The sequence below is a fragment of the Paenibacillus sp. BR2-3 genome (assembly GCF_046529485.1).
GTDB lineage: Bacteria > Bacillota > Bacilli > Paenibacillales > Paenibacillaceae > Paenibacillus_AQ.
The window spans coordinates 4750820-4767773 of sequence record NZ_CP126311.1; the positions used below are offsets into that span (position 1 = coordinate 4750820).

The 16954-nt window shown below is 50.8% G+C and carries 14 protein-coding genes; 5 read left to right on the plus strand and 9 right to left on the minus strand.

Annotated elements, in window-relative coordinates; genetic code table 11:
* Positions 1–47: 47 nt before the first annotated feature.
* The 3 genes from PaeBR_RS22830 (at position 48) to PaeBR_RS22840 (ending at position 3450) form a co-directional block, all read left to right on the plus strand.
* On the plus strand, positions 48–665 hold the full coding sequence (locus tag PaeBR_RS22830) for an acetate uptake transporter (RefSeq protein WP_410512718.1): 618 nt from the start codon (positions 48–50) through the stop codon (positions 663–665).
* Positions 666–900: 235 nt separating this feature from the next.
* Positions 901–3042, plus strand: a complete 2142-nt coding sequence (locus PaeBR_RS22835) for an EAL domain-containing protein (RefSeq protein ID WP_410512719.1) — start codon at positions 901–903, stop codon at positions 3040–3042.
* Positions 3043–3129: 87 nt separating this feature from the next.
* On the plus strand, positions 3130–3450 hold the full coding sequence (locus PaeBR_RS22840; RefSeq protein ID WP_410512720.1) for a hypothetical protein: 321 nt from the start codon (positions 3130–3132) through the stop codon (positions 3448–3450).
* An 81-nt stretch (positions 3451–3531) separates the two neighbouring features.
* On the opposite strand, the gene treR is transcribed toward PaeBR_RS22840, so the two are convergent.
* Genes treR through treC form a run of 3 tightly spaced genes read right to left on the minus strand, consistent with a single transcriptional unit; the run spans position 3532 to position 8014 of the window.
* The gene (treR, locus tag PaeBR_RS22845) at positions 3532–4263 is read right to left on the minus strand and encodes a trehalose operon repressor (RefSeq protein WP_410512721.1); all 732 of its coding nucleotides are present in this window, start codon (positions 4261–4263) and stop codon (positions 3532–3534) included.
* 58 nt (positions 4264–4321) lie between these two features.
* Positions 4322–6268, minus strand: coding sequence for a PTS system trehalose-specific EIIBC component (gene treP, locus PaeBR_RS22850; RefSeq protein ID WP_410512722.1), 1947 nt, complete (start codon positions 6266–6268; stop codon positions 4322–4324).
* A gap of 42 nt (positions 6269–6310) precedes the next feature.
* Positions 6311–8014 carry an alpha,alpha-phosphotrehalase gene (treC, locus tag PaeBR_RS22855; RefSeq protein WP_410512723.1) on the minus strand — a complete coding sequence of 568 codons (1704 nt, stop codon included), beginning with the start codon at positions 8012–8014 and terminating at the stop codon, positions 6311–6313.
* A gap of 213 nt (positions 8015–8227) precedes the next feature.
* On the opposite strand from treC, the gene PaeBR_RS22860 reads away from it, so the two are divergent.
* Both PaeBR_RS22860 and PaeBR_RS22865 read left to right on the plus strand, forming a co-directional pair.
* On the plus strand, positions 8228–8704 hold the full coding sequence (locus PaeBR_RS22860; protein ID WP_410512724.1) for a DsrE/DsrF/DrsH-like family protein: 477 nt from the start codon (positions 8228–8230) through the stop codon (positions 8702–8704).
* Positions 8705–8814: 110 nt separating this feature from the next.
* On the plus strand, positions 8815–10326 hold the full coding sequence (locus PaeBR_RS22865; protein ID WP_410512725.1) for an aminotransferase class V-fold PLP-dependent enzyme: 1512 nt from the start codon (positions 8815–8817) through the stop codon (positions 10324–10326).
* Here PaeBR_RS22865 and PaeBR_RS22870 read toward each other — a convergent pair.
* The 6 genes from PaeBR_RS22870 to PaeBR_RS22895 form a co-directional block, all read right to left on the minus strand.
* Positions 10316–11227 carry an aldo/keto reductase gene (locus PaeBR_RS22870; protein ID WP_410512726.1) on the minus strand — a complete coding sequence of 304 codons (912 nt, stop codon included), beginning with the start codon at positions 11225–11227 and terminating at the stop codon, positions 10316–10318. The two genes, PaeBR_RS22865 and PaeBR_RS22870, sit on opposite strands and share 11 nt — an antisense overlap.
* Entirely contained in the window at positions 11224–11838 is a 615-nt protein-coding gene (locus tag PaeBR_RS22875; RefSeq protein ID WP_410512727.1) for a TVP38/TMEM64 family protein, read from the minus strand. Before PaeBR_RS22875 ends, PaeBR_RS22870 begins: the two co-directional genes overlap by 4 nt.
* A gap of 458 nt (positions 11839–12296) precedes the next feature.
* Complete coding sequence (locus PaeBR_RS22880) at positions 12297–12959, minus strand: bifunctional 2-keto-4-hydroxyglutarate aldolase/2-keto-3-deoxy-6-phosphogluconate aldolase (protein WP_410512728.1); 663 nt, start codon at positions 12957–12959, stop codon at positions 12297–12299.
* Positions 12960–12988: 29 nt separating this feature from the next.
* Entirely contained in the window at positions 12989–13942 is a 954-nt protein-coding gene (locus PaeBR_RS22885) for a phosphoglycerate dehydrogenase (protein ID WP_410512729.1), read from the minus strand.
* A 2-nt stretch (positions 13943–13944) separates the two neighbouring features.
* Entirely contained in the window at positions 13945–15591 is a 1647-nt protein-coding gene (ilvD, locus tag PaeBR_RS22890; RefSeq protein ID WP_410512730.1) for a dihydroxy-acid dehydratase, read from the minus strand.
* Positions 15592–15678: 87 nt separating this feature from the next.
* Entirely contained in the window at positions 15679–16953 is a 1275-nt protein-coding gene (locus PaeBR_RS22895; protein ID WP_410512731.1) for an MFS transporter, read from the minus strand.
* Between the last annotated feature and the right edge of the window lies 1 nt (position 16954).

Sequence of the window (16954 nt, forward strand, 5' to 3'; positions counted from 1 at the left end):
GTTATTTCGAGCGGACACTTTTAATGATATTGGAGGCTTTTACTTTTATGTCATCGCAATCTGCACAATCCGTCAAAATTGTCAGTGCCGACCCTAGTGCTATCGGCCTATTCGGACTGGCTATCGTTACCCTGGTTGCTTCTTCACAAAAACTCGAAATCACAACAGGACTTAGTTACGTCATTCCTTGGGCAATCTTTCTCGGCGCCTGCGCCCAGTTGTTCGCCTGCATTCAGGATGCCAAGCACAACAACACCTTCGGCATGACCGCATTCGGAGCCTATGCTTTCTTCTGGTTCAGTATGGCCGGCAGCTGGCTCATCAAGCTTGGCGTATTCGGAACAGCACTGGCTGAAGCTGTTGATCCCAAGCAGCTGGGTTTTGCCTTTCTGGGTTATTTAATCTTCACATTGTTCATGACGATCGGTGCAGTAGAGACCAATACAGTACTGCTCACCATCTTTGTATTGATTGATTTTCTCTTTCTTGGCCTGACCCTCGATTCCTTCGGAATCGCTCCAGAAGCATTCCATAAGCTTGCTGCTGTTTCAGAGCTTGCCATTGCTATTGTTTCGCTTTACGGCTGCGGCGCATCGGTGCTTAATGCTCATTTCGGACGTACCTTCCTGCCGATTGGGGCCCCGCTTCGTATTTTCAAGAAATAGTAGAGAGATATTGCAGATTAACGGATTCTCGTGGAATCGCACGATTGTGCGAACCTCGTGTATCCTTTTTTATTTTATAAGGCTTAATAACTATGATTTTTCTTGCGCAAAGGCAAAAAAAATGACATGCTAGACTCACCTACGACAATACTCGACATATTTCTTGCAGCGTGGGATAGGTTCCTTAAAAGTGACGGCAATTTAATGTTGATATTTTGTATATCGGAGGAAATTCATGGCTTTCATTAATAAAAAGCCTTTAACAATCATCCTCGGCTTCATAGTCGTTCTTCAAATCTCTCTACTCTACTACTACAACTTATCGGTGGATCGTGAATACCAGGCCCTGCAGTCCGATTTGTCCTCACAGGCAATCATGCTAACATCGAATCTTGAAGAGAGAGTATCGATTGTCAAAGGTGTCAGTTCTTTCATCCATACGGTTGGCTTTGACGCTGATCCTGACGTTATTAACCGTTATCTCGCCGTGGCCTACGGTAACTCAAACCATGTAATGAACATTATGGTGGCCCCGAATGGGATTATAAGCTACCTCCATCCCCTCTCCGGCAATACAGCGATTAAGAATAAAAGCCTGTTTCTGGACCCTGAGCTGTCTACACCCGGCCTTATCCAAGAAACGATCCGATCCCGGATGATTACGGTAGATGGTCCACGAATCCTTGCTCAGGGAAATAAGGGCATGGTGATCCGGCAGGCGCTGTTTAAGGACAACAAATTTTCCGGTATTGTATCGGTCACTTTGCGTATTGATGACATTGTGCAGCAGTTCCTGCAAAAGGATTCAAAAGTAATAGTTACAAAGGAGGACGGCACCTACCTTTTCGGCAATAAGCAAAGGGTGAACGGCAAGGAAATCACGGTTCCCATCCGGCTCTATAACCAGCACTGGTTAATGGGGATGACAATGGATCCGCAAAAGAAACAGGAAGTACTAAAAAGCGTTCTGGCGATCGACGCAGCCCTTATGCTTGTTCTCGCCTTCATATTGTATATATTGTGGCATCAAAGCCGGTTTAACCGGGAGCTTGAGCGCATTGTCAGCATCCGGACCCGTGATCTTCGGGTATCCGAGCGGTTATATGAGAAGCTGGCCTATTATGACAGCCTGACGGAAATTCCGAACCGGCGTTATTTCATGGATGAATTTGACCGGCTGCTGCAATCTGCGGAACCTACGCAGACATACACCCTGTTCTTTTTCGATCTGAATAAATTCAAGGAAATTAACGATACGCTTGGGCACTCCACAGGTGATCAAGTACTCAAGACGCTGGCAAAGAGGATCGTGGACGGGAAATTGCTTTGCAGAATGTTCGCGCGTACGGGCGGCGATGAATTCGTTATGCTGTTCGAGGATTTGCCGCGGGAGAGCATCTCCTTGATCGCCGGACTAATCAGCTCGCTTATTTCACAAACGCTGTATATTGCCGGCACACATCTTAATGTATCCACAAGTATAGGAGTTTCCCTGTATCCGGAGCACTCTTTGGACAAAGAGGATCTGCTGAAATTTGCCGATATGTCTATGTATCAGGCTAAATCCCAGGGCATTACGGACTGTTTTGTATTCAACCGGGAGCTTGCGGAGAAGCTCGAACAAAAAACGACGATAGCCAAATTCCTGCATTCCGCTTTGGAGACCAACGAGTTCGTGCTCCATTATCAGCCTCAGGTGAACGGCATCACCGGGGAAATCATAGGCTTGGAGGCACTAATCCGCTGGAACCACCCCGAGAAGGGGCTGATCGGACCGGGTTACTTTATTGCCGCTGTAGAAGAGGCCGGACTTATGATTCAGCTTACGGACTGGGTCATCCGTGAGGTATGCAGGCAGCTGTGCCAATGGCGGGCAGACGGTATGCCTTTGCTGCGGACATCCATAAACATTTCGAATAGCTGGTTCTCGAACCGCAATCTGATTGAGGATCTGTTCTCCATTTTGGAGCAGTATCAGTTAGAGACGGATGTTCTGGAATTTGAGATTACGGAGAGCATCGTTCTTCTGGAGGAGCACTATCCGCTCCTGCAGCAGATGCGCGAGCGCGGCATTATCGTATCCATTGATGACTTTGGCACAAAGTATTCTTCTCTGAATTATTTGAAGCATTTTCCCGTGGATAAGATTAAGATCGACCGCACGTTCATTACCGGTATCGGAGTCAGTCCTATTGATGAGACGATCATCAAATCCATTGCTTTTGTTGCATTCCAGCTAGGGTATGATCTGATTGCTGAAGGTGTAGAGACACAGGAACAGGCGGATTTTCTGATAGGGCATGATTGCAATCATATCCAGGGCTTCTTCTTCTTCACTCCGCTGCCCGCGGATGAAATTCGCAAGCTTTTCAGGTAAAGAACTCTTGCAAGTTGGTAAACAACGAAAGTCCGGCTATAATATAAATTATAATCCAATGGAACATAGAAAGGACTTTGAAAGAAGATGAATGTCTTTACCACTTCCGAACTGATCGGGACAGCGATTTTTGCTCTGATTCTTGCAATTCTTGCTTATCGTATCATTCGTGGCATGCCCACGATGACTGGAGATATTTCGGCCTTGCGCAAAAGAACTCTCATCTGGATGCAGGTTGCACTGGTGCTGACCGTCCTTCAGCTGAATTTTAAAGCAGGCGATTGGCGGTTTGCCATTATCCTGGGAATGATCGTGATATTTACCGGCAGCGTCTGGCTTGCGGCCCGCCACTATGATTTGCAGCGCCCGGCAGAGCCGGAACAGCCGACAAACACGGAACAGAAATAACGGAACTGTGTGATTTGTTCTCAATAATAAAGGGTGTACCCATAAGCCAGTAAATGGCTCTGGGTACACCCTTTGCTACGATTACATCATCTTCTCGCCGGGCACACGCCGGGCAAAATCAACAAATTGAAACTTGTCCAGCCGGTGCCTCGACTCGGTATACTGGAACAACGTCGTATCTACCAGGTATACATAATTGCGGACGACGACGACATGACTTTGGCCGTGCAGCTGGAGCAGCTGCTTGTCTTCCTCTTTGGAGGGCTCCACCGAGATCACTTTTTTGGCATAGCTGATATGAAGGTGGAGCTGGCCTTCCAGGTATTCATAAATCGATCCGCCGGAGATTTCCGCGCTCAGCACAGGAACGATTTCCGGGAGGAAGTAGTCTTTGTCCAATATAATACGTTCCCCTTCAATCTCCCTGGCCCGGATCACCTTCCATACAGGATCGCCTTCTTTAATATTCAGCTGAGCTGCAATTTCCGCCGGGGCTGGAATCCGGCCGGTTTCATAGACGATGGTGCGGGAGGGCCGGCCGATTCGTTCGGACATTTCCTTGAAGCTGATCAGTCCCGTCACAGGAAAATCCATACGGCCGATATCAAGCACGAACGAGCCCTTGCCCTGGATTTTGTGAATATATCCGTTCTGGGCCATCAGATGGAGCGCTTTGCGGACTGTCTCCCTCGACGTCCCGTAATCTGCGGCAAGCTCACTTTCGGAAGGCAGCTTCGTCCCTGGAACCAGCGAGCCCGCTTCTATTTTTTCTAAATATTCATTATAGATTTGCAAAAATATATTCTTCTGCAACCTTCATCACCGCGCTCTATAAAATCAATTCGCTCTATTATAGCATATCGCAGCAGCTTTACCCTTTCAGATGAATTCTCAGGATGGTCTCCCGGCTCCGGGTTGCATCTCCAGCGACTTCTTCCACGCGCTCGATCATATCCTGTCCGTCCGGAACGATAATAGGCGTAATGAGCGGATACCCCGCCTGTCCAATAATATCCCGGTCGAAGGCAAGCAACTGCTGCCCGGCCTTGACTTCGTCTCCGGTCTCCACATAGGCGGTGAATCCTTTGCCTTTGAGAGAAACGGTGCCTATTCCGACATGAATCAGGATCTGTACGCCTGTAGCATGCTCCAGAATAATTCCGTGCTTGCTGTTGATGAGGGCTGCGACCTTGCCGTCAAATGGCGCAAATACTTTTCCTTCGCCAGGTTCGATGGCAATTCCCTGTCCCATTTGCTTCTCTGCGAAGGCCGGATCGGGAACCTGCTCCAGCGAAACCGCTTTGCCGAGGATCGGAGCGGGAATATCCAGCACATTCAGCAGACGGCTTGGAGCCGTCCGGGCCGAAACAACAGATACAGCGGCGTCCTCTTCCGAACCCATGCCGTCCCGTTTGCTGCGGAGCTTGCCATAGATAACGGTTAATACGAAGGGAACCACCAGCACAACAGCCATCCCCAGGAAGAAGGTACCCCATTGATTAGGGAAAATCGACAGGAATCCGGGAATTCCGCCTACCCCGATGGAGGATGCAAGCACATCACCGACAGTCAAAATGACACCGGCGATAGCAGAGCCGATCATGCTGAAGATAAACGGATATTTATAACGGATATTCACACCGAATATGGCCGGTTCGGTAACGCCGAGAAATGCGGAGACGGAAGACGTAACCGCCAGGCCCTTGCTTTTCTGATTGTTCACGACAAACATCATCGCCAGAGCAGCCGCGCCTTGGGCAATGTTGGAAAGTGCGAGCATCGGCCAGAGGAACGTTCCCCCTTGGCTCCCGATCAGCTGCACGTCCACCGCCAGGAACGTATGGTGCATACCGGTAATGACCAGCATTGAATAGAAACCGCCGTAAATGAATCCGCCCAGTGCCGGAAAAGCATCAAAAACATAAATGAGTCCTGAAGTAATCGCATTGGCAATAGCAAAAGTAACCGGGCCAACGATTGTGAATGCCAGAAATCCTGTAATCAGCAGTGTGACCGGAGCCACGACAAGCAGCTTGATTGAATCGGGCACCCGTTTATTGAGAAACTTCTCGATGGTCGCCAGAATATAGGCGGATGCGAGCACCGGCAGCACCTGGCCCTGATAACCAATCTTTTCGATGTGCCAGCCGAACAGGTTCCATGTCGGCACCGTTCCCTTGAGGGACGCGTCGGCATAACCGTAAGCGCTGAGCAAATCGGGATGAACCAGTATCAGACCCAGAACAATGCCGAGCAGGGGGCTTCCGCCAAACCGGGTGACCGCCGACCAGCCGATTAATGCCGGCAGGAACGCAAAGGCGGTGCTTGCAATTGTGTTGATAATGGAGGCAAAGTCCTTCCAGTGCGGATACACCTCAACCAGTGATTTGCCATCAAAGAAAATGCCGGGGCCGGTCAAAATATTATTGATGCCCAGAAGCAGACCAGCGGTGACGATAGCCGGCAAAATCGGAATAAAGATGTCTGCCAGCGTCTTGATCGCCCGCTGGAGCGGGTTTTGCTTTTTGCCCGCAGCATTCTTCACATCTTCCTTCGAGGACCGCTGCCCTCCGGTCAGCCCGATCAACTCGTCGTATACCTTCTCAACCACGCCGGGACCGATAACAACCTGGAATTGACCCTGATAGGAGAACTGCCCTTTAACCAGGTCATTCGCTTCCAGCGCCTTTGCATCGACCTTGTTATCATCATAAAGTGCAAACCGCAACCGGGTAACGCAGTGAGTAACGACTTCAATGTTTTCTTTCCCGCCAACGGCTTGAAGGATTTGCTCTACATTTCTTTTGTCGATAGCCATGATCATCTCTCCTTTATATCTCTTTTTCGGTAAGCCGTTATCCTAACGAATGACCCACATATAGGAAGCGTAAGGCGTAAGCTTGATCTCCTGCGCAAGCTTCGGAGTATGTTCCGCATTGCCAATCAGCAATTCGCTGCTTTTGCCGTCAATCTTGCTGCTCCAGAAAAGTTCTTCAAAGGTAAAGACGGTGTCTGTTTCACTGAAATTGGAGATGACGATTAGCAGTTCCTTCGCGTTGTCCCGCGCATAGGCGAATACCTGCGGATGGCCGATGTCGAGTCTTTCATACGCTCCGTCGATGATAACCTGCACCTTCTTGCGCAGCGCGATTAATTTCTTGTAATGGTTGTAGACCGAATTCGGATCGTCCAATTGGGCCTTAACATTAATTTCAGGATAGCGCTCATCGACTTTGATCCATGGCGTACCTGTGGTGAATCCGGCGTTGTCACTGTCGTCCCACTGCATCGGTGTGCGCGAATTGTCGCGCGAGCGTTCGCATATGATGTGAAACGCTTCTTCCGGCGACTTGCCCTTCTCCAGCAAAATGCGGTACATATTCGTGGATTCGATATCCCGGAACTCGGATACATCGTTCCACACTGGATTCGGCATCCCGATTTCTTCCCCTTGAAACACATACGGGGTACCCTGCAGTCCATGCAGTGTCGTAGCCAGCAGCTTGGCGCTTTCGGTACGGTACTCCCCATCATGGGTGAACCGGGACAAGGCCCGGGGCTGATCATGATTATTGAAAAAGAGAGCGTTCCACCCTCCTCCTGCACGCATCCCCACCTGCCACTCTGAGAACAGGACTTTCAACGCTTCAAAATCGTAAGGCATCAGTTCCCACTTTTGTCCGTTGGGATAATCCACCTTCAGATGATGGAAGTTGAAGGTCATCGAAAATTCGCGTTCTTCCGGATTCGAATACTGGATGCAGTGCGCCATTGTCGTAGAGGACATTTCACCTACCGTCACCAGCCCGTAACGCCCGAATACACGGTCGTGCATGAGCTTGATATATTCATGAACCCGCGGCCCGTCCGTATAATATTTCCGGCCGTCGCCCGGGGATATGCTCCCGTCATCGTCGGGAAAGTCCTGATTTTTGGAGATCAGATTAATGACATCCATCCTGAAGCCGCTGACACCCTTTTCAGCCCAGAACGTCATCAGCTTGATCACTTCTTCTCTGACCTTTTCATTTTCCCAGTTCAAATCGGCCTGGGTTTTATCGAACAAGGTGAGGAAATATTGACCTGTCGTCTCATCGTATTGCCAGGCTGTTCCGCCGAACTTCGACTGCCAGTTATTCGGAAGCCCTCCGCCTGGAGCTGGGTCCTTCCAGATGTAATAGTCCCGGTAAGGGTTATCCTTCGACTTCCTGGACTCCTGAAACCACGGATGCTCCGTTGAAGAATGGTTTACTACGATATCCAGCATTAAATGCATTCCCCGGCTGCGGGCCCCGGCGGAGAGTTCATCGAAGTCGTCCATCGTGCCAAATTCGGGGTTAATGCGACAGTAGTCGGCGACATCGTAACCGTTATCATTTTGCGGGGAGACATAAACCGGCTGAAGCCAGATAATATCAATCCCGAGCCCTTGCAAATAGTCCAGCTTGCCAATCAGCCCGCGAATATCGCCGGTACCGCGGCCCGTTGTATCGTTGAAGCTTTTGGGATAAACCTGATAGACCGTAGATTTACGCCACCAGTCGATTTCCTGTTTATGATTCATACGTCTGCTCCTCCATTGTATGGGTTGCTATCTGAAAGCCCTTTCGTTTCTATCAATTCTTATTGATTTATCTGTATATACAAGTTTACACTTGTATATACAGGATGTCAAACACACAAAGATTTCCTTTGTTCTACTTCTGCATACCTTCCCTCACCCTGACTCATACTAAACCTTACTGTTGAAATTTTCAGGCGAAGGAAGGGACGTAAAATGGCTAAAAAGATGAATCTGCTGATGTTCAGCGGGGAGTACGACAAAGCAATGGCAGGACTGATTCTGGCAAATGCAGCCAGGGATATCGATGTGGAAGTAACAATGTTTTTTGCCTTCTGGGGATTATTTCTGGTGCGTGACCCGGAGTCGATGACACTGGAGGACAAAACGATCTACGAAAAGATCATGGATGTTGTTACTCCGAAAGGTCCGGAGCATCTGCCGCTCTCGCGTATGAATTTCAGTGGGCTCGGCCGAATGATGCTGGAGGAAATGATTGAAGATCAAGGCGCGCCGAAGCTTATTCACTTTCTGAAGGGCGCCCGCAAAAAAAACATCAAATTCTACGCCTGCAAGCTATCGGTGGAAATTATGGGCTTCAAGCCGGAGGAGTTGCTCCCCGAGGTAGAGATCATTGAGGCTTCCGCCTATTTGAAGGACGCGCTGGAAAGCGATATGCAGCTGTTTATATAGTCTTTCATGGGCATTAACCTATTCCCTTAAGCGGGCATATACTGAGGCCAAGAAGAAACGGCTTCGCCCTTTCTTATATCTCAAGAAACCGCTGGCTGGAGGGACTGTCCATGCTGAATATCATCCCCGCCTCAACCGCTCAGACGCCGACTTCGCTGCAAGAGCATTTTGGGACTTTTCGTGAAAATACAATTGGCATACGGCAGCACATTTCCACTCCATATGGCCGTCTGCCGATGCTGTATGCAGACTGGACCGCAAGCGGACGCCTGTATGAGCCGATTGAACGGAGGCTGCAGGAGGCATTCGGCCCTTATGTCGCCAACCCGCATACGGAGTCCAACACGACGGGTCTCACCATGACTTTGGCTTATAACGAAGCCCGCAGCATGATCAAAAGGCATGTCAACGCCTCCCCGCAGGATGCCCTGCTCTTCTGCGGTTATGGCACGACCGGGGCCATTAATAAGCTGCAGCGGGTACTCGGTCTGAAGAAGCCGGAATGGCTGCGGGAACAGGGCATGATGCCGCAGGAGAACCGGCCGGTTATTTTTATCAGCCATATGGAGCATCATTCCAATATCCTGCCTTGGCAGGAGAGTATCGGAGACATGGTTATGATCCCCCCGGGGAAAGATGGGAATGTAGATCCCGAGCAGTTGGAGGCCTTGCTGAAGCTTTACCGGCACCGCCGCTGGAAAATCGGCAGTTTCACGGCCTGCTCCAATGTGACGGGTATCCGAACCCCTTATCACAAGCTGGCTGCTGTCATGCACAAGCATGGCGGTTATTGCTTTGTTGATTTTGCCGCCAGCGCTCCCTATACGGCTATCAACATGCATCCTCCATCTCCGCTGGAGAAGCTAGATGCTATTTTTTTCTCGCCACATAAATTCCTGGGGGGTCCGGGTGCGGGCGGAATATTGATTTTTGATGCACGGCTGTATAACAGCCGGTTTCCGGATGAGCCTGGCGGAGGTACAGTCGTTTGGGTCAACCCTTGGGGCGGAAGATGTTATACAGGGGATATTGAAACACGCGAGGATGGGGGAACTCCGGGATTTCTGGGGGCTATTCGGACGGCGCTTTGCCTCAATTTGAAAGAGGCCATGAATATTAAATATATAATGACCCGGGAGCGGCAGCTCTGCCAAATGCTGCTCCAGGGCCTGGTCACAATCCCCGGCGTCGGGCTGCTCGCGAGTCACCACCCGCAGCGCCTGGGTATTGTATCTTTTAATATAAAGGATATTCACTACAACCTCGTTGTCCAGCTGCTCAATGACCGCTTCGGTATTCAAGCCCGCGGGGGATGCTCCTGCGCCGGTCCGTATGGGCATTATCTCCTCGACATTGACCAGGAGCTGTCCTCCCATATTTCGGAAACCCTGAATACCGGTGATCAGTCGGAAAGACCGGGTTGGATACGTATTTCCCTTCATCCAATTATGACGGACAGGGAAATCCACACGATTATATCTGCCATCCGGTCGATTGTCCTTCATATTCAAGAGTGGAAAGAGGAGTATCGCTACAACGCCTCAACCAACAGCTGGGTTCATAAGAACGCTTGCGCCGGTGGTGAAACCGAGGCGAAGATCAGAAGTTTTTTCAAATTGTAGCCTTGACCATATCCAAATCAGCAGCCTCGGCGTTGGAAATCACCTGCTCCACATTCTTGCAGCCCGGAATTACACTGGTCACTGCGGAATGCTGAAGGCACCAGGCCAGCGCCCACTGCGCCATATTAATGCCTGACGGTACTTCATTCGCAGCAATTTCAGCCACAGCCTGCAATTGCTTCTGCTTGGTATCTTCATTATGGTTAGCCCGGACATCGCCCGGCTGGAACACAGCATCCGGCTTATACTTGCCGCTCAAATAACCGCTCGCCAGGGGAACCCGGGCCAGTACGCCCAAATTATGCTCTTTACACAGCGGAAAGATCTGTTCTTCGGGCTTGCGGTCCAGCCGATTATACACCACCTGTATGACCTCTGCCTTAACATCCGGCGCCGAAGAAGTCTGAAATACACCCTGGTTGGAGGCGCTGATGGAGACGCCCAAATGGCGGATTTTACCTGCCTGCACTTGTCTGTCCAGCATGCTCCACAGCTTGTCGTTGTTAAAATCCTGATCCGTTCCGGAGTGGAATTGATACAGATCAACATACTCACTCTGCAGCGCACGCAGGGAATCGTCAAGCTGCTTCAGGACGTCCTCTGCGCTCCACAGCTGCTCCCGCTCCAAGTGCCCCTGGAAATGATGGCCAAACTTCGTGGCAACTACCCAATCCTCACGGTTCCGGCGGGCCAAATAATTGCCGATGAATTTCTCCGACAGGTGGTCCCCGTAGCACTCTGCTGTGTCAATCAGATTGATGCCAAGCTCCCCGGCCTTATCCAGCATGGCATCCACTTCAACCTGAGCAAAGTCTTTGCCCCACTCCCCGCCAAACTGCCAGGTGCCCAGTCCGATTACCGACACATTCATTCCCGTACTTCCAAGCTTGCGAAATTTCATAAGTCACCTCTTCTATTGGTTTTTGTGCCGTTCTGTGCCGCTCTGGCGAAACGGGCTTCTATCGCCTTAACGCCCCATAGTGACAATCCGACAAACAGCAATACATAGATTACTTCCCAAGGGTGGCGGATGAATCGGTCCACGTCATTACCGATGTACGAAACAGCGAATACCATGATGGCTTTCCCCGCACATAGCGCAATTAAGTAGGTGCGCAAACGCATACCGGCAAGTCCTGCAGCCATATTAATAACAACGAAAGGCCCCACCGGAAAAAGACTGAACAGAAAAACATAACTAAAACCGCTCTGCCGCACCCAGACCATGCCTTTTGCCACTTTGGGCCGCAGCGCCCATGTCCGCAGGTACCGGTGGGAGGATATCTTACGTATAATCAGAAACGTTGTCAAACACCCCGCCACAAGTCCGAGCCAGGAGTACAAAAAACCAAGCCATAATCCATATACAGCAGCATTTAATCCTACGAGCGCTATCGTCGGTAGCGGCGGCACGAATGACTTCATAAAAGTAAGTCCGATCCCGGGAAGGGGTCCAAGCAAACGGTATTGTTCCAGCATCTGCCGCAGATTGTCCTCTGTCAGCCATGACATGATATCCAGTGGGTACATAAAATCGGTCTGCTCCTCATCCGTTTATATAAGATGAACTAAAGATTTTACTCTTAGGGGTCGTTCGTAACTACGGAGACTGTTTGGACTTCCGGCCGCTGTTGTCTCCCGATTTCTTCAATTGTACCGCTGTTCGCGGTTGAAATCCGGAGACAAAGGCGGTCGCTATCGCTCCTACAGTTCCAAACCTCTCCTTCGTTACTCCTCACCCTAATATCTTTTTTTAGTTCATCTTATAAAGTAATCTCGATATCTCTATTATACATGATTGGCTGAGAGATTCCCGTGGTTCTCTTCTCTTATGCATCCCTCTGACGATAGATATCCTGCAACGCAAAAAAATCCCCTCCAGTCAGCAGCGCCTGAATTCATCGTCTAATGAACTCTTTTTCACTGTCTGCCATGAGGGGATATCGTCATGTTAACTTACTGGCGGCACCTTAACCGATGGAAGCTCTGAAGGCCTCCACATATTGAGCCGATTTTTGGGCAATCAATCCGTAATCCTGCAAGCGGACAGCTTCAGACGTTAAATCGGAGCCGATCCCGACAGCAAAGGCACCTGCCTTCACCCAGTCTTTAAGGTTGTCGAGGTTTACGCCGCCTGTCGGCATAATGTTGGCTTGGGGAAGGGGGCCTTTGATGGCGCGGATCATGGACGGCGAATATAAATTCCCCGGAAACAGCTTCACCACATCCACACCAAGCTCCAGCGCTTCCTGAATTTCCTTGGCTGTCATAACGCCCGGCATCACCGGAATACGGTACCTGTTGCACAGCTTCACGGTCTCGGGATTCAGTGACGGTCCGACTACGAATTCCGACCCGCTTAATATGGCAGCGCGAGCGGTTTCGGGATCGAGTACCGTTCCCGCACCAATAACGGCATACTTTTGCGGGTCCTGAGCGGTGCTGGAATAGATAGAAGCCAGCTTCTCAATCGCTCTCAGGGCGAACGGAACCGTCATGGTTATTTCTATAATTTTAATACCGCCTGCTATGGCCTGCTCCGCCATCTCCACCACTTCTTCGGGAGAGTCTCCGCGGAGAACCGCTACGACACCCTCCTCATGGATTTGGCGGATAATTCTAAGCTTGTTCATGTCCTGTTCCCCTTTGCACTGGTAATATTTTATTTCTTAACCGGAAACTTTGGCTGCTCTCCGGACAGTACCCGGATCACTTCCTCCGCAGCCATGCGGGCCATACGGTAACCGGCCTCTACGGTGTTGGAGCCGACGTGGGGCGATGTCACAACATTGGGCAAACCGACGATATTGAGATTTAACGGCGGCTCTTGAATAAAGGTATCCAGACCCGCGCCTGCGATTACCCCTTTGGACAAGGCTTCGTATAAATCCTCCTCGACGACCAGATCCCCCCGGGCAGTGTTGATCAGGTAGGCCGTTTTCTTCATTTGGGACAGGGAATCCTTGTTAATCATCCCTATGGTTTCGGGAAGAGCGGGAGCGTGCAGGGTAATGATATCCGACTGCGCGTACAGCTCCGGAAGAGTTACATACTTCACGCCGTATTGATCGATCAGATCCTGACGGGGATAGGCATCGTAGGCAATGATCTGCATATCAAAAGCGGCGGCGCGCTTCACTACCTCGGCGCCGATGGCTCCCAATCCGATGATGCCCAGCACCTTTCCTCCAAGCTCCGTACCGGTGATGCGATTCCATCCGCCGTCTTTTATGCCGGCATTCATCTGGGGAATATGACGCGCTACACTCAGCATCAGACTCAAAGCCAGCTCTGCAACCGAACGGGTAGGCGCCCCCGGTGTAATGGTCACCGGAATGTTCAGCTTGTCAGCCGCCGCAACGTCAATGTTGTCGTAGCCAACGCCGTATTTGGCGACAATTTTCAAGGTCGGAGCTCCGGCTTCCAGCACCTTCCCGGTCACCTCGTCGATACCGGTTATGAGCGCATCGGCGCCCTGAATGGCTTCCAGCAGCTCCGACTCTTTCAAAGGCCGTCCTTCCGAATTCCAAATGATTTCAAAACCGGCCTGCATAAGCAGTTCCTTCGCTTCTTCCGAACGGGAGAATGAACGCGGCAGCGCAACTACTTTTGGCATAATTACAGTTCCTCCTTAAAGATACGGACTCCGCCGCGGGCGGCCGAAGAGGCATGCTCCGCGTACAGGCGTAGAAATTTGCTCGCTTCACGTTTGACTTGCTCCAGCTTCTTCGCGCGCTCGGCCAGTTCTTCCTCCGAAACGTGCAATTGAAGCTTACGGGACGGTACGTCGATTTCTATCCTGTCCCCATCCATAACCAGGGCAATGGTTCCGCCTTCAGCCGCTTCAGGGCTGGCATACCCGATGGACAAGCCGGAAGTAGCTCCCGAAAAGCGGCCGTCTGTAATTAACGCGGCGCGTTTGAACTTGCCAAGAATTTCTGTGCACCGGTGAAGCTCGCGCATTCCCGGTCCGCCTTTCGGCCCCTCGTAGCGGATAACAACCGCATCGCCTTCCTCAATAAGTCCAGCTTCATAAGCATCCGAGAATGCCTCCTCGGAATTGAAGACCTTGGCCGTTCCCGCGAAGCTTCTAAGCTCCGGAGCTACTGCCGATTGTTTGATCAGAGCGCCGTCCTCCGCCAGATTTCCTTTCAGTACAGCAACTCCGCCTTCCTTGTCAATCGGCTGATCCAGCGTACGGATAATCTCACGGTCCAGTACAATGGCATCCGCGATATTGACCCCTACGGAGTTACCGGTAACGGTCATAGCCTCCGTATGCAAGTGAGCACCCAATTCCTTCATCAAAGCAGGCATCCCTCCGGCACGCTGCAGATCGTTGGTCGTGTATTCATTGTTGTTGGGAGTGACTCCCGCCAGGAAAGGCACACGGCAACTGATGTCGTCAAACATGGACATCGGCAGATCGATTCCGAGCTCATGGGCGATAGCTGGAAGATGCAGACAGGCATTCAGCGATCCTCCCATGGCAAGCAGTACGGAAATGGCGTTCTCAAAGGCTTCAGGCGTCATAATCTGCTTCGGCGTCAAACCCTGTTTCACCAAGGCCACTGCCTGCCGGCCCGCTTCCTCCGCAGCGTCCAATTGTTCATCGGACAAGGCCTGCATCCAGGATGTGCTCGGCATAGCCATGCCCAGGGCTTCAGATAACCCCTGCATCGTGTTAGCCGTGCCAAGGAACGGGCAGGCTCCAGGACCGGGATAATACTGGTTCGTAACTTCAACCAACCCTTTTTCGTCCAATTCCCCGTCCAGAAACTGTCTTCTTGCCGCTTTGGATTCTTTGGGTTTAATATGGTTCGGCATCACTCCGCCCAGAACGACCAGGCCCGGGAGATTGAGGCGGGCCGCCGCCATCAACATGCCCGGGACAATTTTGTCGCAGGAGCTTAAGACGACCATTCCGTCAAAAATACCATGGGCCTCCACCATTATTTCAACGCTGTCGGCCACGGTTTCCCGGCTCGGCAGCGAATATTTCATTCCTGAATGACCTTGGGCGATACCGTCGCAAACCGCGATGGTATTGAATTCCAGTGCCAACCCCCCGGCCGCTTCGATCCCGGCCTTGACCCGGTCAGCAAGCTGGCGTAAATGAACATGTCCCGGCACGATTTCGTTCCAGGAATTTGCGACTGCGATGACGGGCTTATCCATTTTGGAATAATCCACCCCGCAGGAACACAGATGTGCCTTCAATATGGCTCTTGTGAAAGGTGATATTGTAGAAATACGGTTACTCATCGTAACTCCTCCTGTACAGCTCTATTTATCTATGGCTCCGGTTCTGCGTAAGCTTCCCCGGAGCCTCTGTTTTTGTATGATTTGAGATTAAGCCGCCAGTTTACCGTTAGGTACCGTGCTGGACGGAGTTTTGACCACAATAGTCATAATTACCGAGACAACCAAAGCGACTGCCATGAACATGTACGATGCATCTGGAGAACCCGTGGAATCGTTCAAATATCCGACTATATAAGATCCGACAAACGAACCGAGTGCGCCAAAGCTGTTAATGAGTGCAATTGCACCGCCGGCAACGTTGCGCGGCAGAAGCTCGGGAATAATGGCGAAGAAGGGTCCATAAGGCGCGTACATTGCACCGCCTGCCACTACAAGAAGAGCGTAGGACAACCAGAAATTAGACGGTCCGATCAGGTATGAGCCATAGAAGCAGATCGCGCCGATCAGCAGGCAAATCCATACGATGCCTTTGCGGTTCATGGTACGGTCCGCATAATAGGAAACGGACAGCATCGAAATTACGGCGAGCAGATAAGGAACAGCGGAGAGCCAGCCAGCCGCGACAATCCCGGTATTGCCTGCATTCTTGATAATGGACGGGAGCCACATCACAAATCCGTAAACGCCGATGCTCCAGAAGAAATATTGAACGGAGAGCATGATTACCTTCGGGTTCTTGAACGCCTCGCGGTAGTTTTTAACTTCTTTCATGCCTTGCTGTTCTTCCAATAGAGCGGTCTCGAGCTCTTTCTTCTCACTCTCGGACAGCCACTTTACGTCTTTCGGCTTATCCTTAACAAGCTTCCACCAGAAAAATGCCCAGATAATAGAAGGCAGGCCTTCCACGATGAACATCATGCGCCAGCCTAATCCTTGTACCAGGTATCCGGAAACGATGGACATCCATAATACGGTTACCGGATTGCCCAGGATAAGAAAAGTATTGGCCCGGGAACGTTCGCCTTTCGTAAACCAGTTGCTTAAAAAGATCAGCATAGCGGGCATAACAGCGCTTTCTACCACGCCAAGTGTGAATCGAATAATATATAAGAATTTGATATCGGTAACCATCCCGGTTGCGGTCGCACAGAGCCCCCAAAGGATCAAACACCAGAACACCAGCTTTTTCGCACTTTTATTAGCGGCATAGGTTGCCCCCGGTATTTGAAAGAAGAAGTAGCCCAAAAAGAACAATGCTCCCAGTAAAGATGACGATGCTGCGGTAATGTTCAAGTCTTTGGCCAAGCCCGATGCCGCGCCGAAACTGTAGTTCGCCCGGTCAAGATAAGCCAAGCTGTAAGTAATAAATACCAAAGGAATGATTTTCAGCCACCGGCTGGGCGCCAGTTTTTTATTTTCCATG

Coding starts and splice junctions, on each gene's coding strand:
- PaeBR_RS22865 (WP_410512725.1), top strand. CDS start 8,815: ATGCTGAATATCATCCCCGCCTCAACCGCTCAGACGCCGACTTCGCTG.
- PaeBR_RS22840 (WP_410512720.1), top strand. CDS start 3,130: ATGAATGTCTTTACCACTTCCGAACTGATCGGGACAGCGATTTTTGCT.
- PaeBR_RS22895 (WP_410512731.1), bottom strand. CDS start 16,953: ATGGAAAATAAAAAACTGGCGCCCAGCCGGTGGCTGAAAATCATTCCT.
- PaeBR_RS22875 (WP_410512727.1), bottom strand. CDS start 11,838: ATGTCATGGCTGACAGAGGACAATCTGCGGCAGATGCTGGAACAATAC.
- PaeBR_RS22830 (WP_410512718.1), top strand. CDS start 48: ATGTCATCGCAATCTGCACAATCCGTCAAAATTGTCAGTGCCGACCCT.
- PaeBR_RS22870 (WP_410512726.1), bottom strand. CDS start 11,227: ATGAAATTTCGCAAGCTTGGAAGTACGGGAATGAATGTGTCGGTAATC.
- PaeBR_RS22885 (WP_410512729.1), bottom strand. CDS start 13,942: ATGCCAAAAGTAGTTGCGCTGCCGCGTTCATTCTCCCGTTCGGAAGAA.
- treC (WP_410512723.1), bottom strand. CDS start 8,014: ATGAATCATAAACAGGAAATCGACTGGTGGCGTAAATCTACGGTCTAT.
- PaeBR_RS22880 (WP_410512728.1), bottom strand. CDS start 12,959: ATGAACAAGCTTAGAATTATCCGCCAAATCCATGAGGAGGGTGTCGTA.
- PaeBR_RS22835 (WP_410512719.1), top strand. CDS start 901: ATGGCTTTCATTAATAAAAAGCCTTTAACAATCATCCTCGGCTTCATA.
- ilvD (WP_410512730.1), bottom strand. CDS start 15,591: ATGAGTAACCGTATTTCTACAATATCACCTTTCACAAGAGCCATATTG.
- treP (WP_410512722.1), bottom strand. CDS start 6,268: ATGGCTATCGACAAAAGAAATGTAGAGCAAATCCTTCAAGCCGTTGGC.
- PaeBR_RS22860 (WP_410512724.1), top strand. CDS start 8,228: ATGGCTAAAAAGATGAATCTGCTGATGTTCAGCGGGGAGTACGACAAA.